The sequence below is a fragment of the Luteibacter sp. UNCMF331Sha3.1 genome (assembly GCF_900109915.1).
In the GTDB taxonomy this organism is placed as follows: Bacteria; Pseudomonadota; Gammaproteobacteria; order Xanthomonadales; family Rhodanobacteraceae; genus Luteibacter.
The window spans coordinates 883,460-904,879 of the sequence record NZ_FOBU01000001.1 but is presented as its reverse complement, the minus strand read 5'-3'; the positions used below and the strand labels follow the sequence as shown (position 1 = coordinate 904,879).

At 68.4% G+C, this 21,420-nt stretch carries 20 protein-coding genes; 7 read left to right on the top strand and 13 right to left on the bottom strand.

Annotated elements, in window-relative coordinates; genetic code table 11:
* Nucleotides 1–11: 11 nt before the first annotated feature.
* From iolB to BMX32_RS03985, 7 genes are read right to left on the bottom strand one after another with little or no spacing between them, the layout of a single operon-like run.
* Nucleotides 12–809, bottom strand: a complete 798-nt coding sequence (gene iolB, locus BMX32_RS04015; RefSeq protein ID WP_089974758.1) for a 5-deoxy-glucuronate isomerase — start codon at nt 807–809, stop codon at nt 12–14.
* Nucleotides 806–1,714 carry a myo-inosose-2 dehydratase gene (iolE, locus tag BMX32_RS04010; RefSeq protein WP_089974755.1) on the bottom strand — a complete coding sequence of 303 codons (909 nt, stop codon included), beginning with the start codon at nt 1,712–1,714 and terminating at the stop codon, nt 806–808. Before iolE ends, iolB begins: the two co-directional genes overlap by 4 nt.
* Nucleotides 1,711–3,594 carry a 3D-(3,5/4)-trihydroxycyclohexane-1,2-dione acylhydrolase (decyclizing) gene (iolD, locus tag BMX32_RS04005; RefSeq protein ID WP_089974753.1) on the bottom strand — a complete coding sequence of 628 codons (1,884 nt, stop codon included), beginning with the start codon at nt 3,592–3,594 and terminating at the stop codon, nt 1,711–1,713. Before iolD ends, iolE begins: the two co-directional genes overlap by 4 nt.
* Entirely contained in the window at nt 3,591–5,558 is a 1,968-nt protein-coding gene (gene iolC, locus BMX32_RS04000) for a bifunctional 5-dehydro-2-deoxygluconokinase/5-dehydro-2-deoxyphosphogluconate aldolase (protein WP_089974750.1), read from the bottom strand. The genes iolD and iolC overlap by 4 nt, the downstream gene beginning before the upstream one ends.
* Nucleotides 5,559–5,571: 13 nt before the next feature.
* Nucleotides 5,572–6,360, bottom strand: coding sequence for an ATP-binding cassette domain-containing protein (locus BMX32_RS03995; protein WP_089974747.1), 789 nt, complete (start codon nt 6,358–6,360; stop codon nt 5,572–5,574).
* An 11-nt stretch (nt 6,361–6,371) separates the two neighbouring features.
* A complete protein-coding gene (locus tag BMX32_RS03990) occupies nt 6,372–7,532 on the bottom strand; it encodes an ABC transporter permease (RefSeq protein ID WP_089974744.1) in 1,161 nt (386 codons plus the stop codon).
* 18 nt (nt 7,533–7,550) lie between these two features.
* A complete protein-coding gene (locus tag BMX32_RS03985) occupies nt 7,551–8,594 on the bottom strand; it encodes a sugar ABC transporter substrate-binding protein (RefSeq protein ID WP_089974742.1) in 1,044 nt (347 codons plus the stop codon).
* 204 nt (nt 8,595–8,798) lie between these two features.
* Between BMX32_RS03985 and BMX32_RS03980 the strand changes: the two genes are divergently transcribed.
* The 5 genes from BMX32_RS03980 (at nt 8,799) to BMX32_RS03960 (ending at nt 13,638) form a co-directional block, all read left to right on the top strand.
* Nucleotides 8,799–9,665 carry a MurR/RpiR family transcriptional regulator gene (locus BMX32_RS03980; RefSeq protein WP_089974741.1) on the top strand — a complete coding sequence of 289 codons (867 nt, stop codon included), beginning with the start codon at nt 8,799–8,801 and terminating at the stop codon, nt 9,663–9,665.
* Complete coding sequence (iolG, locus tag BMX32_RS03975; RefSeq protein WP_089974739.1) at nt 9,658–10,650, top strand: inositol 2-dehydrogenase; 993 nt, start codon at nt 9,658–9,660, stop codon at nt 10,648–10,650. The genes BMX32_RS03980 and iolG overlap by 8 nt, the downstream gene beginning before the upstream one ends.
* 13 nt (nt 10,651–10,663) lie before the next feature.
* Entirely contained in the window at nt 10,664–11,713 is a 1,050-nt protein-coding gene (locus tag BMX32_RS03970) for a Gfo/Idh/MocA family oxidoreductase (protein WP_089974737.1), read from the top strand.
* A 315-nt stretch (nt 11,714–12,028) separates the two neighbouring features.
* Complete coding sequence (locus BMX32_RS03965) at nt 12,029–13,213, top strand: MFS transporter (RefSeq protein ID WP_244511399.1); 1,185 nt, start codon at nt 12,029–12,031, stop codon at nt 13,211–13,213.
* A gap of 29 nt (nt 13,214–13,242) precedes the next feature.
* On the top strand, nt 13,243–13,638 hold the full coding sequence (locus BMX32_RS03960) for a hypothetical protein (protein WP_089974732.1): 396 nt from the start codon (nt 13,243–13,245) through the stop codon (nt 13,636–13,638).
* 9 nt (nt 13,639–13,647) lie between these two features.
* Here BMX32_RS03960 and BMX32_RS03955 read toward each other — a convergent pair whose 3' ends face one another.
* Together BMX32_RS03955 and cls are read right to left on the bottom strand one after the other, a co-directional pair.
* A complete protein-coding gene (locus BMX32_RS03955) occupies nt 13,648–14,409 on the bottom strand; it encodes a carboxylesterase family protein (RefSeq protein ID WP_089974729.1) in 762 nt (253 codons plus the stop codon).
* Between the two features lie 75 nt (nt 14,410–14,484).
* Nucleotides 14,485–15,906, bottom strand: a complete 1,422-nt coding sequence (gene cls, locus BMX32_RS03950) for a cardiolipin synthase (RefSeq protein ID WP_089974726.1) — start codon at nt 15,904–15,906, stop codon at nt 14,485–14,487.
* Between the two features lie 117 nt (nt 15,907–16,023).
* Between cls and BMX32_RS03945 the strand changes: the two genes are divergently transcribed.
* Complete coding sequence (locus BMX32_RS03945) at nt 16,024–17,199, top strand: MFS transporter (RefSeq protein WP_089974723.1); 1,176 nt, start codon at nt 16,024–16,026, stop codon at nt 17,197–17,199.
* Nucleotide 17,200: 1 nt separating this feature from the next.
* Here the strand turns inward: BMX32_RS03945 and BMX32_RS03940 are convergent, their stop codons facing one another.
* On the bottom strand, nt 17,201–18,583 hold the full coding sequence (locus BMX32_RS03940) for an FAD/NAD(P)-binding protein (RefSeq protein ID WP_089974720.1): 1,383 nt from the start codon (nt 18,581–18,583) through the stop codon (nt 17,201–17,203).
* 46 nt (nt 18,584–18,629) lie between these two features.
* The gene (locus BMX32_RS03935) at nt 18,630–19,208 is read right to left on the bottom strand and encodes a cysteine dioxygenase (RefSeq protein ID WP_089974717.1); all 579 of its coding nucleotides are present in this window, start codon (nt 19,206–19,208) and stop codon (nt 18,630–18,632) included.
* Nucleotides 19,209–19,359: 151 nt separating this feature from the next.
* Between BMX32_RS03935 and BMX32_RS03930 the strand changes: the two genes are divergently transcribed.
* Nucleotides 19,360–19,644, top strand: coding sequence for a hypothetical protein (locus BMX32_RS03930; RefSeq protein WP_089974714.1), 285 nt, complete (start codon nt 19,360–19,362; stop codon nt 19,642–19,644).
* A 106-nt stretch (nt 19,645–19,750) separates the two neighbouring features.
* Here the strand turns inward: BMX32_RS03930 and BMX32_RS03925 are convergent, their stop codons facing one another.
* Entirely contained in the window at nt 19,751–20,413 is a 663-nt protein-coding gene (locus BMX32_RS03925; protein WP_089974711.1) for an energy transducer TonB, read from the bottom strand.
* Between the two features lie 140 nt (nt 20,414–20,553).
* Nucleotides 20,554–21,417 carry a universal stress protein gene (locus BMX32_RS03920; RefSeq protein ID WP_089974707.1) on the bottom strand — a complete coding sequence of 288 codons (864 nt, stop codon included), beginning with the start codon at nt 21,415–21,417 and terminating at the stop codon, nt 20,554–20,556.
* Nucleotides 21,418–21,420: the final 3 nt, after the last annotated feature.

The window sequence follows — 21,420 nt, the reverse complement described above, 5'->3', positions numbered from 1 at the left end:
ATCGCGGCGCGTCAGCGCGCGATCATCCATTCGTGGGCGGGGTCGTTGCGGAAGTGCCATTCACGGCGGGGACCGGCCATGACGTTGAGGTAGTAGCCCCGATAGCCGTGGGGCATCACGACGGGGTGGTAACCGCGCGGCACCATGACGACGTCGTGGTCGCCGACCGCCATCGACTCGTCGATATCCCGCGTATCGGTGTACACGCGCTGGAAGGCGAAGCCCTGCGGCGGATCGATGCGGTGGTAGTAGGTCTCCTCGAGCACGCTCTCTTCGGGCAACGCGTCGGTGTCGTGCTTGTGCGGCGGATAGCTCGACGAGTGTCCCGCGGGCGTCAGTACCTCGACCACGAGGAGCGACTCGGCCGGCTCGCTCTCCGGGAGGATGTCGCACACATAGCGCGTGTTCGCGCCCGTTCCGCGCACCGAGCGTTTCATCGACTCGGATTCGATCAGACGGACGCCATGCCTGCCGGTGCCCGGTGCCGAGGCGACGGCGACCTCGGCGTCGTCGACGGCCTCGATGACGAACACCGACGAGGGGGGTGCGTAGATCGCCACGGGCGAGCGATCGTCGAATACGCTGGCGCGGCCGCCGAGACCGCGCCACGTCGTTTCGCCGACGGTGACATCGACCGTGCCCGTGAGCACCACGAGGCAGCCTTCCCGGTCGGCGGGCAGTTCGACGCGGGTCGTCCGTCCTCGGGCGAGGCGCCGCGCTTCGAAGCCCACGTAATGCCAGCGCGCCGTCTGTGGCGTCACCTTCACGATGGCCTCGCCTGTCGGCATGGCCTTGACCAGCAGGGTCATGCGACCTCCTTCGCCGGGACGCGGTCGAGCAGCTGGCGCAGCGTGTCGTAGCCCTTCTTCGCGAAGGCGTAGCTCGGGGCGACGGACGGATCCTGCTCGGCCTCGACCACGAGCCAGCCGCGGTAGCCGTGGGCCTTGAGCCGCTCGACGATCGCGGCGAAATCGATGACGCCGTCGCCGGGCACGGTGAACGCGCCGTTGAGTACGGATTCGAGGAACGTCCACTGACGGTTGCGTGCAAGGCGAATCACGCCAGGACGCACGTCCTTGCAGTGCACATGGCAGATGCGCGCGATATGGCGATCGAGCACCGCGAGCGGGTCGCCGCCACCGAAGTAGGTATGACCGCTGTCGAAAAGCAGCCCGACGTCGTCACCCGTGCTGGCCATCAGGCGGTCGACGTCGTCCGGCGATTCGACGTACGCGCCCATGTGATGGTGATAGGCGAGGCGCACGCCGTGCGTGAGCGTGAAACGTGCGAATTCGGTGACTTTCTCGCCGTAGCGCTTCCACGCGTCGTCGTCGCGGAAGCGAGGTCGCTTGTAGAGCGGCACCGGCTCGCCCTGGATGGCGTGCGCCACCTCGCCATAGACCATCACCTCGCATCCGTTCTCCGCGAGCAGGCGAAGGTGCCGTTCGACGGCGACGCATTCCGCGCTGGCGTCGCGCTCGGCGAGGCGGCCCGAATACCAGCCGGACACCACGTCGAGGCCGTAGCCGGCCATGAGCCGACGCAGCTCCGCAGGATCCTTCGGAAACTTGTTGCCGAGTTCGAATCCTTCGTAACCGATGGCCTTGCCTTCCTCGAGCGCCGTCGAGAGGGGAATCTCGCCGCCGAGCGACGGCAGGTCGTCGTTGCTCCAGGAGATCGGGTTGATGCCGATGCGGATCGGATCGTTCTTCATGCGGGCGTGATCCTGGCCTTGCGGCCGGCGAGGGCGGTTTCGTAGGCCGCGCGCGCATCGCGCACGGGCTTCCGCGTTGAGACTTCCGGCACCGCCACGTCCCACCATACGCCGCCCTCTTCGGTCGTGCGCGTGGCGTCCGTATCGATGCAGATGAGGTAGGTGCGGTCGGCGGCGCGCGCGCGTGTCAGGGCCATCTCCAGGCCCGGGATATCGGCGACGTGTTCCGCGATCGCGCCGAGGCTGCGCGCGTGAGCGGCGAAGTCGATGGACGGCGCGCCATGCCGACCCTGCACGCAATCGTCGAGCATGTTGTTGAACGGCGCGCCACCGGTCGCCTGCTGGAGCCGGTTGATGCACCCGTAGCCGCGGTTGTCCAGCAACACGACGATCAGCTTCGCGTCGAGCATCACCGACGTGGCGATCTCCGAGTTCATCATGAGGTAGCTGCCGTCGCCGACCATGACGACGACCTCGCGATCGGGCGCGGCCATCTTGACCCCGAGGCCGCCCGCGATCTCGTAGCCCATGCACGAATAGCCGTATTCCATGTGGTATCCGCCGGCCGTCTCGGTGCGCCAGAGTTTTTCCAGTTCGGCAGGGAGCGTGCCGGCCGCGCAGACCACGATGTCGCTCATCGCGGACGTCGGCGACGAACGCTGCACCGCGCCGATCACTTCGCCGTCGTAGGGCAGGCGTCCGGGCGGCGCCTCGCGGCGCTCCGTGATGCGCGAGACGGTGTCGACCCAGACGCCCGCGGCGACGCGCGCACGCTCGGTCCACGCTTCCGGCGCGGCCCAGTCCTCGAGGCCGAAGCTGAGGTCGTCCAGCACCTGCGCCGCGTCGCCGATCACTTCCAGGCCGTCGCCCTTCAGCGCATCGAACGCATTGACGTTGATCGAGAGGATCGGCACGTGACGGAAGAGCGTGTTCGACCCCGTCGTGAAATCCTGCAGGCGTGTACCGACCGCGATGACGAGATCCGCCTCGGGGAGCAGCCCGTTCGCCGCGGTCGAACCGCAGACGCCCGCCGGTCCGAGGTGAAGCGGGTGGTTCCATGGCAGCGCGCCCTTGCCGGCCTGCGTTTCGCAGACGGGCACGCCGTGTTTCTCCGCGAACGCCATGAGCTCGGGCGTCGCCCTGGCGTACAGGGCGCCGCCCCCCGCCACGATGACCGGCCGTTCGGCCGCCTCGATGGCGTCGAGGGCCGCCATCAATTCGTCGTCGGTGGGTTGCGGCGCCCGGAACACGATCTCCCGGGGCTCGAAGAACGACGCGGGAAAGTCGTACGCCTCGGCCTGCACGTCCTGCGGCAACGCGAGCGTGACCGGACCGCAGAGGGCGGGATCGGTCAGGGCGCGGATGGCGCGCGGCAGCGCGGTGAGCAACTGTTCGGGGCGAACGATGCGATCGAAATAACGCGACACCGGACGCAGGCAGTCGTTGACGGACGCCGTGCCGTCGCTGAAATCTTCCAGCTGCTGCAGGACGGGATCGGGCGCGCGCGAGACGAAGATGTCGCCGGGCAACAGCAGCACCGGCAGCCGGTTCACGTGGGCCAGCGCGGCGGCGGTCACCAGATTGGTGGCCCCCGGTCCGATGGATGTCGTGACCGCCATCATGCGACGGCGCATGTTCGCTTTCGCATAGGCGATGGCCGCATGCGCCATCGCCTGCTCGTTGTGCGCGCGGTAGGTGGGGAGCGTGTCGCGCATGCCGTACAGCGCCTCGCCGAGTGCCGCCACATTGCCGTGTCCGAAGATCGCGAACACGCCGCCGAAGAGCGGCGTCGCCTCGTCGTCGTCGACGTCGCGTCCACGCAACGCGGCGAGGTAGCGGACCAGGGCCTGCGCGCAGGTGAGTCGGATCGTCGCGCTCATGCGGCGGCACCTTCCGTTATCCGGTTGCCCGACCGGTGCGCGTCGCGCCACAGCGCGATCATCCGCTCGAAGGAGGCTTGCGCCTGGGCGACGAGGGTGGCGTCGTCGATGTCGCCCGCGAGCCACGACCGCGCGCAGTCGGCGAAGATCGTCCGCCCGACGGCGAAGCCCCGGCAGGTCCGGCTCGTGGCGGCGTCGGCGAAGCCGACCGCCAGTGTCTCCGCGGCGGCGTTGAGGCCGAGGAGAAGAACGCCGCGACAGTGTGGATCGCGTTCGGCGATGAGCGCGTCGATCGCGGGCCACGCGTCGCGACGTGGAGGACAGAGCTTCCACCAGTCGGGGCGGATACCGAGGTTGTAGATGCGTTTGAGCGAACGCAGCACCTTCTCGTCGCGGATGGCGGCGTCGGCGCAGCCCGGCGGGATGACTTCGAGCAGCAGCTCGTGGCCGCTGATCTTCGCTGCGTCGTAGAGGGTGCGTAACTGCGTCTCCTGCTCGATGCGATCCAGCGGCGCGGCGTCCGGATCGAAAGCGACCAGGCACTTGATGACATGCTCGCGCGGCCAGCCGATCAGCTGGCTCCCGATCGACCGTCCGCGCTCGAGTTCCAGCGGGTTGGAGCCGGACACCTCCACGGGGCGACCGATCCACCACCCCCGGCCCGTGGCGGCGTTGAGCGCGTCCTGCCCGTAGCGGTCGTCCGCCAGCATGCCGACCTTGCCTTGCAGCTCGCCGCCGCGTTCGGTCGCGGCGACGGCGTCGACGAGCAGTTGCTTGAGCCGCGGAAGGCGCGACTCGTCGGCACCCGCGGCTCGTGCGATCTCGAAGAACGGCACGCGATGATCGAACGCGAACACATAGAGTTCGTCCCACACCTTGCGCGGCACCGCGGTGCGGTGCAGGTGCGCCAGCTCGTCGTCGAGATCCGGCCGGTGGATGCCGCCCTCGCGCGCGAGGAACGCGTCGAGCTCGGCGCGCGCCGGCATGGCGGGCGCGCAGCCGTGGCGCGACACCACGATGGCGCCACAGGCGTTGGCGAACGCGCACGCGCGTTCGACGGACTCGCCCCGCAGCCAGCCGGCGAGGAATCCCGACAGGAAGGCGTCCCCGGCGCCGAGCACGTTGAGCACGTCGACGCGCGCACCGCGATACGTGGGCGCGTCGTCGATGTCGCTGGGCACCGTGCCTTCCACGATGCTGCAACCGAGCGGACCACGCTTCACCACGAGCATGGCGTTGCTGATGCCTCGCACCGCGCGCAGCGCGGCGACGAGGTCTTCGCTACCGCCGGCGATGTGGAATTCCTCTTCGGTGCCGACGATGACGTCGAAACCCGGGAGGATGCCCTGCAGGTGCGCGGTGACGTGATCGGCGGCGACGAATCGCCGCTCGCCCTCGCCGCGCCCGGTCAGCCCCCAGAGCACCGGGCGGAAGTCGATATCCAGCACGGTGCGGACGTCGTGCCGGCGCGCCAGCTCGATCGCCCGCGTGCTGGCGGCGAGGACACCGGGCGTCGACAGATGGGTGCCCGTGATCGCGAGCGCGCGGCACGTGGCGATGAACGCCTCGTCGATGTCGGCGGGCTCGATCGCCATATCGGCGCAGTTCTCGCGATAGAAAAGCAGCGGAAACGTCTCGCTGTCCTTGATGCCGAGGATGGCCAGCGCGGTGAGGCGCGCCGGATCGACCCTCACCTGACTGACGTCGCAGCCTTCGGTGTGGAGGGTTTCGGTGAGGAACCGGCCCATGTGGTCGTCGCCGACGCGCGAGAGCATCGCCGAGCGAAGCCCGAGGCGCGCCGTGCCGAACGCGACGTTGGCCGACGAACCGCCGAGGTACTTCGCGAAGCTGGTCGCGTCCTCGAGCCGGGCGCCGATCTGCTGGGCATAGAGATCCACCGCGAGCCGGCCGAGGCAGGCGACGTCGATGGGACGGGAAGCGGAGCGGGGGAGGAGAGGACGCATAGGGGTTCCGTGGTCAGGCCGCGCGGCCTTCCAGTTCGTCGACGAGGCTCTGGATCTCGGTGCCGCCCGCCATCATGTCCAGCACCGCTTCCTTCGTGATGTCGCTCTTGGCGAAGGTTCCCATCGACTGTCCGCGATTGAGCAGCGTGAAGCTGTCCGCGATGGGGTAGGCGTGGTGCACGTTGTGGGTGATGAAGATCACCGAGATGCCGCGCTCGCGCGCGTTGTGGATCAGCTTCAGGACGTTGCACGACTGCTTCACGCCGAGCGCCGCCGTGGGCTCGTCGAGGATCAGCACCTTGGCCCCGAAATGGATGGCGCGCGCGATGGCGAGGCACTGCCGCTCGCCGCCCGACATGGTGCCGACGGGCTGGCTGGCGTCGCGCACGCGGATGCCCATCTCGGCGAGTTTCTCGCGCGCCGTCTCGTTCGCGTAGTGCATGTCGAGCACCGGCAGCAGGCCGAAGAGCTTGCGGCGCGGTTCGCGCCCTGCGAAGAAATTGCGCGCCACGCTCATCAACGGCACCAGCGCGAGGTCCTGATAGACGGTGGCGATGCCGCGATCGAGCGCTTCGCGCGGGGACGAGAAACGCACGGGCTCGCCGTCCACGCGGTAGGAGCCGCTGCTGGGCTGGTGCACGCCCGCCAGCGTCTTGATCAGCGTGGACTTGCCCGCCCCGTTGTCGCCCAGCAGGCAGTGCACCTCGCCGCGCTTCAGGCGCAGCGTCACCCCCTGCAGGGCGATCACGCTACCGAAGAACTTGCTGACGTCGTCGAGTTCGAGGATGTAATCGTCGGCCATGGTGGCGCCCCTCATTTCGTCGCCGCGGCGCGGCTGCGGATGTAGTGGTTGAACAGGACCGCCAGCAGCAACATGCCGCCCAGGAACACGCGGTACCAGTCGGAATCGATGTTGGTGTACGAGATGCCGATCTGCACGACGCCGAAGATCAGCGCGCCGAAACAGGCCCCGATGACGGATCCGAACCCACCAGTGAGCAGCGTGCCGCCGATGACGACGGCGATGATCGCCTCGAACTCTTTCTGCAGTCCGCGGTCGGCCGCCGCGGAGCCCACGTCGGCGACCTGCAGCACGCCGAAGAGACAGGCGCAGAAGGCGGTGAGCACGAACAGCGAGACCTTGACGCGGCGGACCGGCACGCCGACGTTCTTCGCCGCGTTCGCATCGCCGCCCACGGTGTAGATCCAGTTGCCGAAGCGGGTGCGCGCCAGCACGAAGCCGGCCGCGATCGCCATGACGATCCACCACACGAGCACCTTGGGCAGGCCGGCGACGACGGGATCGCCGGAGGGCAGTTTCTCGATGAGGTCCATGCCGGCGAGGGCGGTGAACAGCCAGTGCAACGTCGTGCCCTGGAAGAGGGCCGAGACCACGGGATCGGACGTGAACTTTTCGCCGACGCCGCTGACGATCGTGCTGTTGGCGAAGCGCGTCGACAGCACCAGCGTGAGGCCGCGCAGGATGAACATGAAGGCTAGGGTGACGATGAACGACGGCAGCCGGGTCCGGACGACGAGGTAGCCGTTGAGCGCGCCGAGCGCCATCGAGCCGGCGAACGCGAAGATCACCGACGCCCACAGCGGCCAGCCCAGGTACATCGGCGGGATGGCCACCATGACGCCGGCGAAGCCGATCATCGACCCCATGGACAGGTCGAATTCGCCGGCGATCATCAGCAGGCACGCGCCGACGGCGATGATGCCGAGATACGCCGCCACCTGCGCCCAGTTGATGACGCCATCGAGCGCGAACATGCCGGAACCGCCCGCGGTGATGCCGAAGAACACGAAGACGAGCACGGTACCCGCGATCGAGCCGAGTTCGGGCCTGTCGAGCAGCACCCGCCACGGAGAGAGTTTCCGTACGCGCTCGTCCGTGGGTGTCGTTGCCTCCGGCGCCTTCGCGCGGCTGGTGGGGATCATGTTCGTGACGCTCTCGTTGATGGCGCTCATGGACGGTGCTCCTGCCGGTCAGCGGTACTGGCCGGCGTACTTCTCGACGGTGGCGACGTTGTCCTTCGTGACGAACGCGGGGCCCGAACTCACACCCGTGGCGGTATAGACGGGCTTGAGGTCGTACTGCTTCAGGCGCGCCTGGAACTTCGGATTCGCCTTGAGGGCGGCGATGATCTTCGCGGGATCCTTGGTGTTCTGATCGTGCGCGATCACCAGCGCGGCGATGCCCATGTAGCCCTGCAGGTACGGCTGCTGGTCGATCGCGTACTGGATGACGCCGGACTTGATGCCACCGATGATCGCGGGTGAGAGATCGAACGTGCCGAACTCGATCTTCCCGGTCAGACGCATGTCCTGGACGACCTTGATGGCCGGCTCGGCGGCGTTCGGGCCGAGCGCGAGAATCGCCTGCGTCTTCGGATTGGTACGCAGGTAGGCGCTGAGCTTGCTCGCGACCACGGTCGGATCCATGCCGGTGTCGATCATGGACGTCTTGCGCCAGTCCTTGAGGCCGATGGCGTCCGCGAAGCCCTGGCAGCGTTCGAACGAGGCGTTGTTGGTGGCGTAGTGGTTCACGCAGACGAAACTCGTGATGCCCTTGGCCTTCGCCCTTTCGCCCGCCGCCTTGCCGGCGTCGTACTCGCCCTGGCCCACGTGCATGATCGCGCCGAGCTTCTTGCTCTCGTCCGGCGTGCCGGAGTTGATCGTGACGATGGGGATGCCCTTGGCGGTGACCTTCGCGGCCGGTCCCTGCAGGACCGAGACGTTGGCGATGTCGAAGGCGACGCCCTTGTAGTTGCGCGCCGCGGCGGACTCGAGTTGCCGCGCCATCTCGCTGAGGTCGCCGTTGCCGGAGCCGCGATAGTCGACGGCGACGCCGAAGTCCTCGCCCGCCTGCTTGATCGAGTTCTTGATGGTGTTCCACCAGGAATCGGAATCGGCGGCGTGGGTCACGAGCACGTAACGGTCGCCGGGTGCCGCCCGGGAGGCGGGGGCGGCGGCGCCGAGACCAAGGGCGAGTGCGGCGGCCAGAGTGGCGTGGAACAGTTTGGATCGCATATTTCCTCCCCGAATGACCGCGTCGCGGTCGGATGGATGGATTGAGTCGAACTGCGATACGGCCAAGCGGCCGCTGTTTTGCCGAAAGCGAACCGAGCATGGACCGCCCGTTCCACCGTTGCAATTTGCATTGCAGCAAAAGAATAAATGGAAAAAACGTTCCATCCCGTGCTTGAATGCGCCGGAACGCGACGGGAGAGGACGATGGCCAAACGCAGCGAAGCCGATGCACTCATGCAGCGCGTCGCCGACGAGTACGAGGCGCTGCCCCGCCAGTTGCAGTGCGTCGCGCGCTACCTTGAGGAACATCGCAGTTCCATCATGGTCCAGCGCGTCGGCGAGATCGCCGAAGGCTGCGGCGTGCACGCATCCGCCGTGGTCCGGTTCGCGCAGCGCTTCGGTTATTCCGGCTTCTCGGAAATGCAGGCGGTGTTCCGCGATGCATGGGCCGCGCAGGCCTCGCCGGCCCGGAGCTACCAGCAGCGCATCCGCAGCGTGATCAAGGGCCGCACCGGCGGGGTGCCGGCGGCCGAGATCGCATCGCGCTTCATCGACGCCAGTCGCGCCGGTCTCGACGAACTCGCCGGCGAACTCGACGAGACACGGTTCCAGAAAGCGGTCGACATGCTCGCCGATGCCGAGAACATCTACGTGATGGGCGTGCGTCGTTCGTTCGCGATCGCGACGTACATTGCCTACGCGCTCCAGCACACGCAGAAGCGCGTGCACCTGGTCAACGGCCTGGGCGGCATGTTCCGCGAGCAGCTCCGCAGCATCGGCAAGGGCGACGCGCTGATCGCCATCAGTTTTCCGCCGTTCGGCAAGGAAACGCTCTACGCGATGCGCGTGGCGCAGCAGCACAAGGCCGGGGTGCTCGCCATCACCGAGAGCGATCTGGGACCGCTCGCCCGCCATTCCGATGTGCTGCTGAAGGTGAAGGAGGGTAGTGCGTTCGCGTTCCGCGGCCTCACCAGCACCATGTGCCTCTGCCAGGCGCTGTTCGTCGCGCTGGCCTACAAGCTCGAACTCACCGTCGAAGAAACGATCCCCCGAGGAGAATACGATGATTGAAGTTGCCGTTTTCGGTGCCGGTCGCATCGGCAAGATCCATGCGGGCAACGTCGCCCGCCATCCGGAAGCGCGGCTGCGCTACGTGGTCGACGTGCATGCGCCATCGGCCCAGGCGCTGGCGGAAAGGCACGGCGCCAAGGTGGCGTCCATCGACGACGCGCTGAACGATCCCGCCGTGGGTGCCGTCGTCATCGGATCGAGCACCGATACACATGCCGACCTCATCCACCGCGCCGCCGGGGCAGGCAAGGCCATCTTCTGCGAGAAGCCCGTCGACCTCGACGTCGAACGCGCCCGCTCGTGCCAGGCGGCGGTGGAGAAGGCGGGCGTGGTCTGCATGATCGCGTTCCAGCGTCGCTTCGATCCGACGTTCTCGTCGCTGAAGAAACGCCTGGACGACGGCGAGATCGGCACGCCCGAGGTGCTGATCGTGACGAGCCGCGACCCGGGTGCGCCGCCGGTGTCCTACATCGAGAGCTCCGGCGGCATCTTCAAGGACATGCTGATCCACGACTTCGACATCTTCCGCTGGATCCTCGCCGACGAAGCCGTGAGCGTGCACGCGACCGGCAGCTGTCTTACCGATCCGGCCATCGAGGCGGCGGGCGACCTCGATACCACGGCGGTCACGATCCGCACGAAGCGCGGCAGGCTGTGCCAGATCAACACGTCGCGCCGCGCCGCGTACGGTTACGACCAGCGCTTCGAGGTGCTGGGCAGCAAGGGGATGTTGCAGGCGGGTAACGTCGCGCCGACGCAGGTGGTGTCGCACACCGCGACACACATCGCGCACGACCTGCCCGAGCATTTCTTCCTCGAACGTTATCGCGAGGCCTACGCGGCGGAGATCGCGCATTTCTTCGACGCGCTGGTCGCCGGCACACCGGTGCGCACCACCATCGCCGACGGCATCAAGGCGCTGGAACTGGCCGAGGCCGCGGCTCGCTCGTGGCGCGAAGGCCAGGCCATCGCGGTAGCTATCTGACGGAGTACGGGTCATGACGTCACTACGCATCGGCCTCGCGGGCCTCGGTCGGCTCGGCCAGCGCTACGCCGAGAACCTCGCACGCGCGGTACCGCGCGCGGACCTCGTCGCCGTGTGCAGCCCCGTGGAAGGGGAGCGCGCCTGGGCGAAAGACACGCTCGGGGTGGCCGTCGTCCATGAGACGTTCGAGGCCCTGCTTGCCGATGCATCGGTGGACGCGGTGTTCCTCGTCACGCCGACGTCGTTGCATGCCGCGCAGATCGAGCAGGCGCTGGACGCCGGCAAGCACGTGTTCTGCGAAAAGCCCTTGTCGCTGGAGATCGACGACTGCCGGCGTGCCGCGGCGCACGCCGCCGCGTCGTCGAAGCGCGCGATGGTCGGATTCGTGCGCCGGTTCGACGAAAGCTACCGGCACGCGTTCCAGCACATCGAGGCAGGCGGCATCGGCCGGCCGTTCCTCGTCTATTCGCAGACGGCGGATCTCGCCGATCCGAGTGGCGCGTTCCTCGCGTTCGCACCGACGAGTGGCGGCATCTTCCTCGACTGCAGCGTGCACGATATCGACCTGGCGCGCTGGCTGCTGGGCCGGCCGAAGGCGGTGAAGGTGTATGCCGCCGGGACGGTGGCGATGTATCCGCCGCTCGAAGCGATGGGCGATGTCGACAACGGCATCGCGACCGTGGAATTCGAGGGTGGCCGCATGGCGATGTTCTACGCCTCGCGCACGCAGGCCCATGGCCACGACACGCACACGGACATCACGGGCACCGCCGGCCGCGTGAGCGTCGGCCGCAACCCGCGCGCGGATCGCGTGGAGATCGCCGATGCCAACGGGGTGCGCAATCTGGTACTGCCTTCGTTCTACGAGCGCTTCGCGCCCGCGTTCGTGACCCAGGCGAAACACTTCGTCGACGCCATCCTCGACGAAACGCCATTCGACCTCACGATGGACGACGCGGTGGAGGCGACACGCATCGCCGTGGCGCTGCGCGAGTCGCTGCACAGCGGCCAGCCGGTCGTCCTCGGCCCACCGCATCCGATGCCTCTGCAGGAGCCGCGATAGCGGCGAAGCCCGGTGGGAGCCAGCCTGCTGGCGAAGGGTGCTTGCGGCAAGCCTCCATCGCGGCCAAGGCCACACCCACACCAACCCCAAGCCGGTGGGAGCCAGCCTGCTGGCGAAGGGTGCTTGCCGCAAGCACCCTTCGCGGCCAAGGCCGCTCCCACACCAACCCCAAGCCGGTGGGAGCCAGCCTGCTGGCGAAGGGTGCTCGCCGCTCGCACACCTCACGGCCAGATCCGCCAATGCGGCACCGCAGCATCGGGCGCTATAATCGGCACCATGTCTCTCCCGCCCCTCGTTCCCAAGCGCGGCAGGCGCTTGGCCGTCACCGTGCGCATCCTGTCGGCGGTGGTGTTTTCCTTCGTCTGCTACCTGTGCATCGGTATTCCGCTCGCCGTGTTGCCGGGGTTTGCGCATCACGACCTCGGCTACTCCACCATCGTGGCCGGCCTCGCCGTCAGCGCGCAGTATCTTGCGACCCTGCTGAGTCGCCCGCATGCCGGACGCATGGCGGACGCGATGGGTCCGAAGCGCACGGTGGTGGCCGGTCTCGCGGTGCTCGCGCTGTCGGGGCTGTTCCTCGCGCTCGGCGCACTGGTGCCGCACATCCCGGCGCTGGCGCTGACGTTGATCCTGCTGAGTCGTCTCGGTCTCGGCTTTGCCGAGAGCTGGGTGAGCACCGGTGCGATCACGTGGGGTATCGGTGGGATCGGCGGCGAGCACACGGCGCGCGTGATCTCATGGAACGGTATCGCCACCTACGGCGGCATCGCGGTCGGTGCGCCGCTCGGCGTCTGGCTCGCGCACGCTCATGGGTTCATCGCGCTTGGCGTGCTCACGTTCGTACTGGGTCTCGTCGCGCTGCCGTTCGCGCTGTGGAAAGCCCGCGTGGCGCCGTCGCACGGCGAGCGCCTGCCGTTCCGTAGCGTCTTCCTCCGCGTGATGCCTTACGGCGCGGGTCTCGCGCTCGGCTCGATCGGGTTCGGCACGCTATCCACGTTCGTGGCGCTCTACTACGCGAGTCGTGGGTGGTCGGATGCGGCGCTCTCGCTTTCCGTGTTCGGTGCCTGCTTCATCGGTATCCGCCTGGTGTTCGGCAACGCCATCGACCGATTCGGTGGCTATCGCGTCGCCATCGTTTCGCTGTTCGTCGAATGCCTTGGTCTCGCCCTCCTCTGGCAGGGCGACACGCCGCACGCGGCGCTGGCCGGTGCCGCATTGACCGGTTCGGGCTTCGCGCTGGTGTTTCCCGCGCTGGGCGTCGCGGCGGTGAGCCGGGTGAGCACGCACAATCGCGGCGCCGCGCTGGGTGCCTACTCGGTGTTCCTCGACATCGCGCTCGGCCTCACCGGCCCGATCGGCGGCTGGGTCGCGGGCGTGTGGGACTACCCGGCGATCTTCCTGCTGGCCGGTTTCGCGGCGGCGGCCGCCGTGGTGCTGGCCGTATCGCTCTACCTGCGATTCGGCCGCGACGACGATACGCGGGCCCGCGCACGGGCATAATGCGGCATCGATCCCTGACGAGTTCTCGCATGCCATACGATCGCAGCTGGATGGGCTACGGCATCGTCGGTGCCCTCGAAGCGGGCGCCATCGCGCTCGTCGTGGGCATCGTGGTCTATGGCGTGCTGCATTTCATCAACCGGGGCAACGGATGGAGCGCGGGCATGGCGATCGGCGTCGCTTTCGCGCTGTCGGTGGTCATCGGCGGCGGCCAGGACATCTGGAACCTCTTCTACTTCAACATGGCGCCACTGCAATCGATCACGCTGCTGAAGCTCAAGCTCGCGGCGGTGCACGATCCCGACGCCATCGGTCTGCGCGTGTTCTTCGAGATGGTTGGCGCCTTCCTCGGCGCGTGTCTGGGCTGGGCGATGTTCTCCGGCGATCTGAAGAAACTCGTCGCCGGCATCCGCCACTCCGACTGACCGCGATAGTCAGCGAGAGTGGGCGAACATCCAGTCCCACAGATCCGGCGTGGCGTACGCCTTGTCCCACGACCCATGATTCACGCCCGGGAATTCGGTGTACTTCACCTGCGCGCCGCGCGCGACCAGCGCCGCGTGCATCTTTCGCGACTGCTCGGTCGGCACCACGTTGTCGTCGCCGCCATGGAAGATCCAGACCGGCGTGGCGCCGATGCGTTTCGCCACCCAGGCGAACGGATCGTCGCCCTCGGGCACGCCGTGCACGAAGAGGTTCCGCCCGTCGTCCGGCAAGGGCGACACGCCGCCGCAGATGATCGCGGCGGCCGCGAACGTCCGCGGGTGATCCACCGCGAGCTGCCACGAACCGTAGCCACCCATCGACAGCCCCGTGAGATACAGGCGCTTCCGGTCGCCGTGGAACTCGCCCACGCTCTTCTCGAGCGCGGCCATCGCCATGTCGGCATCGGCCTTGTCGGTCCACTCGGTGTCGTCGGGTGCCTGCGGAATGACGACCACGGCCGGGAAGTCGCTGTGTGCCTTGAGCCACGGCGGCAGGCCCTGCGACATCTGCTTCGCGTTGTCGTCGCCGCGTTCGCCGCTGCCGTGCAGGAAAAGCACGACCGCCGGATGCGCGCTCACGTCGGCCGGCACGAAGACCTGGTAGCGATACGTCCTGCCCTGCACGTCGACGGTGCGCTCCACGAAACGGGCAGGTGCCGCATGGGCACTGGTGGCCAGGATCGCGGTGACGAAGGCGAGGGTCCGGAGCATGGGATAGGTCCTGCGTGGGCGAGCGGTCGAGTCAAGCGGAGTAACGCGTAAACCGCAAGTGCGTCGGCCGCGCGGTCAGAGGATCGGATCGAACAGCCGGGCCACGTGCAGGGCCACCCGGTGGAAATACGACAGGCGCCGGTAATCGTTGGGGTTGACCTCGTCGCTGTTGCCGAAGTCTCGCTCCAGCATGGCCCGTACGTCCGCGGCGAAGGTCTCGTCGACGTTCAGCGCGGCGATCTCGAAATTCAGGCGGAAACTGCGGTTGTCGAGGTTCATGCTACCCACGACGGCGGTGTCTTCGTCGATGAGCATCACCTTCTGGTGCACGAACCCCGGCTGGTAGCGGAACATCCGGATGCCGGCGAGCGTCGCCTCGTGCGCGTAGAGCGTGGATGCCATGAACACCGTGCGGTGATCCGGACGAGAGGGGATGAGGATGCGCACGTCCACGCCACGGAAGACGGCGAGGCGCAGCGCGCCGAACACGGCCTGATCGGGCACGAAGTAGGGCGTGGTGATCCACACGCGGTGCCGCGCCGACTGGATCGCCTGCGTGAAGAACAGGGAACAGCTCTCCTGGGGGTCGGCCGGGCCGGTCGCCACGATCATCGTCCCGGCACGGCCGCAGCGTTCCGGCGGCGGCGACGACGGCGGCCGTTCGCCCGTGACCCAGTACCAGTCCTCGGCGAACACGCGTTGCAGGTCCGCCACCGCCGGGCCTTCGATCTCCATGTGCGTGTCGCGCCAGGGCGACAGCGGCGGCTTCGCGCCGAGGTATTCGTCGCCCGCGTTGAGGCCGCCCACGAAGCCGCGCTCGCCGTCGACGACGAGCACCTTGCGGTGGTTGCGGAAGTTCAGCTGGAAACGGTTTCGCCAGCGCCGGGTGGCGAACCGGTGGGTACGTACGCCGCCGGCGCGCAGACGATCGACGTAACTGTCCGGGAGCTCGTGGCTGCCGATGCTGTCGTAGAGGAGGCACACCTCGACGCCGGCGGCGGCCCGTTCGAGCAGCGCGTCGCGCAGGCGACGACCGAGCACGTCGTCGTGGATGATGAAGAACTGCACCAGCACGTAACGCTCCGCGCGTGCGATCGCGGCGAACATCGCATCGAAGGCGTCCGCGCCGTCGACGTGGAGCACGAGCGCGTTCCCGCCATGCATCGCGGTCTTCAGCATGTGGCCGATCGCGTCGTAGCGAGGGTCTTCGCGGCCGGGCGGCGGCGCGAGCATGCCCGGCCGTCCCGGGTGTCCGGCTTCCTCGTGCAGCAGGAAGAATCGTGCCTGCCGCTGGCGGTGGAGGTCGACGTAGCCGCTGAAATGGCTCGCGCCCAGGAAGAGATAAGGCACGAGGGTGACGTAGGGCAGCAGGACGAGGCCGAGCGCCCAGGCGAAGGCGCCCTGCGCCGTTCGGGCGTGCATGACGGCGTGCATCGCGGCGAACACGCCAGCCACGTGCAGGGACAGTGCCGCGATGGCGATGGCCGTCGCGATCATGCGTGCCCGCTCCGCACTTTCGCGCCTGCGGCAAGAGTATTTGGCGCGGACAGGTGTTTCTGCATGGGGCCCCGGGCAGGAAAATGCACGTTATCGCTTTCCATCGAGCCTATCCCAATGAATGTCTCTTCGTCGCGTCTGCCCTTGCTGGCCCTCGCCGTGGCCGCGTTCGCGATCGGTACCACCGAGTTCGTGATCATGGGCCTGCTGCCCGAGGTCGCGACCGACCTGCGCGTGTCGATCCCCGCCGCCGGCATGCTGGTGTCCGGCTATGCCCTCGGCGTGGCCGTGGGTGCGCCGCTGCTCGCCGCGCTGACCGCGACGATGGAGCGGAAGCGCGCGTTGTTGCTGCTCCTCGGATTCTTCATCCTCGGCAACCTGCTCTGCGCCGTGGCGCCGACGTACGACGTGCTGATGGTCGCCCGCGTGGTGGCGGCGTTCTGCCATGGCTCGTTCTTCGGCATCGGCGCCGTGGTCGCGGCGCACCTCGTGCCCGCGAACCAGCGTGCCCGCGCCATCGCCCTGATGTTCGCGGGTCTCACGCTGGCCAACGTGCTGGGCGTGCCGTTCGGCACGTTCCTGGGTCAGTGGGCCGGCTGGCGCGCCACGTTCTGGGCAGTGACCGTCCTCGGCGTGCTCGCCACGGCCGCGGTGGCCCGTTTCGTCCCCGCCCTGCCGGACCTGAAGGCGCCGCACATGGGTCGCGAACTGCGTGTGTTGCGCGAGCCGCAGGTGCTGATCGCGCTCGGCATGACGGTGCTGGGCTTCGGCGGCGTGTTCACCGTGTTCACCTACATCGCGCCGATCCTGCAGGAGCAGTCGCACATCGGCCCGCACTGGACGGGTGCCGTGCTGGTGCTGTTCGGCGTCGGTACGACCGTCGGCAACATGCTGGGCGGGCGCCTGGCGGACTGGAAGCTGATGCCGTCGCTCGTCGGCATCCTCGTCGCGCTCGCGCTGCTGCTCGTGGTGTTCGCCTGGACGATGCATTCCACGATCGCGTCGATCGTCACGGTGTTCGTCTGGGGCGTCGCCGCGTTCGCCACCGTCGCGCCGTTGCAGTCGCGCGTGGTGCACGTCGCGGGCGATGCGCCGAATCTCGCATCGACACTGAACATCGCCGCGTTCAACCTCGGCAATGCCGGCGGTGCGTGGCTCGGCGGTGCCGTGCTCGCGGCCGGTTTCACCATGCCGGTGGTGAGCCTCGCCGGTGCGGCGGTCACGGTGGCGGGCCTGCTCGCGACACTGGCGAGCATGGCCCTCGAACGGCGGGCGGTGCCCGCCGCGGCCTGAGTCAGCGGTGTTTGTCGTCGGCGAGCAGCAGGTTCGCAAGAGCCTGCGCCTGCTTGCGGATCTCCGGAATCGCGGTGGACTCCCATAGCGCGCCACGCAGCAGGCTGCCGATCGCGAACAGGTTCGATCGCGGCCGGTCGTTGCCGTCGTGCAGCTGGCCATTGGGCTCCGCCTTCAGACCGAGGCCCAGGCTGTCCGGCGTCACGTGGCCGCCGATTACGAGCTGGCGTATCAGCGGGTGTTCGGTGCGCTGCGTGTCGGTGTTCAGGCCGACGGTCTGGATGACGATGTCGTAGGACTGCACCACGTCGACGCCACCTGCCGCGACGCGGGCCACGTCGAGCGCACCGTCGAGCGAGAGGTGCACCGAGCGCATGCGACCACGGCCGCGGGTGAGGCGACCCGCCTGTTCGAGCGCCTCGATCTTCGCGGTGACCTCCGGTGGCATGCGATGCCGCGCGCGTTCCCATGCCCAGCGGGCATGGCGGAGGAAACGTGCCCGCTCGGCGCGTGGCAGATCGCGCCAGAGCGACTGCGTATGCGGCCGCAGGCCGTCGATGACGGTGCGCCAGTCCTCCGCGTTCGTCGTCGCCTCGCGCAGCCGGCGCAGCCAGGTGCGGATATTCGGATCGTCCCGCATCGAATCGACGAGTTCTCCGCCGTCGTCCGCGGGCGCCGAGGCGGTGGCGAGGTGCGGCTCGGGCAGCTTGCCGTGTCGCGACAGCGCATCGAAATGCGCGTTGGGCCAGCGTGCCGACAGTTCGAGCAGTACGTCGACGGCGGTCAGACCGAGGCCGATCACGAGGACGCGCAGCGGACGATCGTCCGGCACGGCGTTCGCGAGGAACGGCCACGGGTCGACGACGTAGCGCCCGCTAGCGATCGCGGCGTCTTCGACACCGGGCAGCGGGCGGGGAGGGAGCGAGCCGATGGCGAGCACCGCGGCCTCGGCGTGCGATTCGCCGTCGCCGTAGCCGATGGCGACACCCTCGGCCGACGGCACCAGCGAGTCGGCGGTGAACGGCAGCACGTTCACGTCGTGCCCGAACGAGCCGGCGTTCTTCAGTGCCTGCTCGACGCGCGACCGCAGGAAATCGCCGTAGAGACGGCGAGGCAGGAAATCGGAGCCCTTGACCGACGGATCGATCGCCTGCGCGTATTCGAGGAATCCGCCGGGCTTGCTCACGAACATGCCCATCGACGCCGCGCGCACGTTGAGCAGGTGCTGCGCCGACGGCGTGCCATAGGCGATGCCGCGGCCGGCTTCGGGGCCGCCTGCGTACCAGTCGAGATGAAGCGGACGCGAAGTGCGTCGCTCCAGGAGTTCGCTCACCAGCGTCGCCGCCGCTGCGCCACCGCCGATGATGGCGACCTTATGAAACATGCTTTGGTCCTTCGCCCGTTGGCTGGGGTGGAGGGCCGTGAGACCGTCAGGCCGTCAGGCGTCCCGCGATGATCGATTGCCTCGGTCGTGCTATCCAGTGTCCGGAAGGACCGGGCTGCTCGTATGCGAGGTACTGTGCCAGATCGCCACCGTACACGTGAAGCGTGAGCGCGGTTTCGTGTCGCGACAGATTGCGGCAACGGTGGGTGTGGGTTTCCGAGGCGTCGAACCACGTCGCGTCGCCCGGCCCGAGCCAGGTGCGGCCCGTGCTGCGCAGCGAATGATCCGTGTCGCCCTTGTCGAACGATTCCACTTCGAGCGCCCCGGCGATCGTGGCCTCGAGGCCCCATAGTCCGCCGTGGTCGTGCACCGGCGTCGAATAACCGGGCGGCCAGGCCATCACCAGCACGCTGACCGCCGGTTTCGCGCGTTCGGCGAGCATCCAGCGCTCGAAGCCGCGCCGGCGCTCGCGCAAGGGGCCGAGCGTTTCGGCGAGTTCCCCGGTGCGGCCGTGCAACACACGACCGACTTCCCGCCCCATGGAGGCGAGATCGGGATGCGGGCCGTCCGACAGATCGAACGCGATGTCCCGCAAGGTCCTGATGATGGAAGTGCGCTTACCCATGGAAGGGCGGTCCGGGCAGATCAACTGTGCAGGAGTGGACCATGCCGACTGTTAAAGCCCCGTAACCGGAAGCGCTTAAACCCTTTCGCGACCCGCCGCATCGAAGCCGTTGACCGCCCTCCGGCGGTTACCCCGCAACGGAGTACCGGCCATGATCTTCCTCAGCTCGCTCGTCGTTCTCGCCGTTGGCTTCTGGATCCTGTTCGCCCTGGTCGGCGCGGTCCTGAAGCTGGTCTTCGGGATCATCGGTGGAATCTTCAGCCTCGTCGGCGGCATGCTCGGCGCCGTCATCGGCGGCGTGGCGATGCTCGCCATCGCCCCGGTGGTCGCCCTCGCGCTGCTGCCCGTGCTGGTGCCCGTCGCGCTGATCGCCCTCGTCGTCTGGGCCATCGCGCGGGCCACCCGCAAGCCGGACGTGGTGCTCGCGCCGCGTTGAAGGGCAGGAGCGCGCCTCGCGTGCGACAGCTTCTGGGGATGAAGCAACAGAGCCCGCGGCTCGTCGCGAAGCTGTCGCGCGCAAGGCGCGCTCCTGCGATCCGCTTTCAGAGTTGTCGCAGATCGAAGCTCACCGGGATGCGCGCCCAGGCCTTGACCGCCTGACCGTTCGCCGTCGCCGGCTGGAACCGCCAGTTCGCGAGAACCTGCGCGCGGGCCGCCTTGTCGAGCACGGCATGCCCGCTGCTGCTTTCGACCACCACGTCGATCGGTTTGCCCGTCTCGTCGACGAGCACGCGCAGCGTGACCGTTCCCTGCATGCGCGCCGCGATCGCGACGCGCGGGTAGACCGGTGCCGGTGCCGACACGTACGCGAGCGTCGCCTCCACGGGAGCCGCCGGTCGTGTCGGCAACGCCGGCGCGACGGGGGCGTCCGGCAGGACGGCCGCCGTGCCTTCGTCGGTCGGTGGCGCCACGACCGTGGGCGTCACGATCTCGAGCGGCTTCGCCTGACGCACGGGTACGGTGATGCGCTTGACCGGCAGCGGTTTCAGGTCGATGGGCGGGGGAGGGGCGACCTTCGGTTCCGCCGAATGATCGATCAGGCGAATCGTCGGGGTGGCTGGTGGATCGAACGACAGCGTCGCCACCATGGGTCGCATGACGGCGAGCAGGGCGGCGGCGTTGAGGGCGATCGCCGCGCTCATCGCGACGATGCGGACGGTATCCGGATGGCATCCGGCGAGGGCGTGCGGACGAGCGAACGACATGAGCCACCTCCTGCAACGTGGGGGAAGGTGATGCGCGGTCGGGAACACGGCCGGTGGGGACCGGCGGGGATCGTGTTCGGGTCCGGTTGCAGATTAGGCGCCGGTCGCGGGAACTTGCAAGAGGGCCGTCCAGACGGCCATCAATGGGCGACGAGCATCGGCACGTCGGACTGCATGAAGAGGTATCGCGTGGTGCCGCCGAGCACCATCTCGGAGAGCCGCGACCGTCCCCAGGCGCCCATGACGATCAGGTCGGCGCCTTCGGCGTGGGCGATGTCCAGCAGCGCGGGGCCGGGCGCCGCGAGCGCGGCGTCGTCGAGCCGGCGCACCTCGGCCTTGACGCCGTGGGTATCGAGCCAGCCGCAGATGTCCGTGTCGGGCAGGGCGCAGGTGCCCATGTCCTCGTCGCGACTGCCGTCGATCACCGTGACGCGCGACGCCGTGCGCAGCATGGGCAGCGACGAGCGCACGGCCAGGGCCGATTCGCGACTGCCGCTCCAGGCCACGAGCACGTGCTCGCCCAGCGTGTCGACGGTGGCGGCTTCGGGGACGACGAGCACGCCGCGGCTGGACGCGAACACGGTGCGCGACACCACGCCGAAACCGACCGGCGCGTCGCCGCGCATCGTCGACGAGCGCTCCATCACGACGAGATCGTAGCCGGCCGAGGCGTGGGCCAGCACGGTGACCGTGTCGCCGTTGCCGACGCGCCAGTTGCCGCGCAGATCGCGGGATCCGAGCAACGTCGCCCAGTCGGCGGCGATCGCTTTCGCGTCGCTGGCCCGCTGGCGAACCGCATCGAGCTGCATCGGCACGGCCTCGGGCACCGTGAAGGCGGCGGCGGGCAGGTCGACGACGTAGAGCGCGTCGAGCCGTGCGCCGATGCGCGACGCCATGGCCAGCGCGGCACGCAGGCCGGCACCCTGCGGCGGAAGACGACCGATGTGCACGAGCAGTTCGAGTGTCATGCGCCCATGGAACACCGGCGGGGACGTCGCGGTCAATCT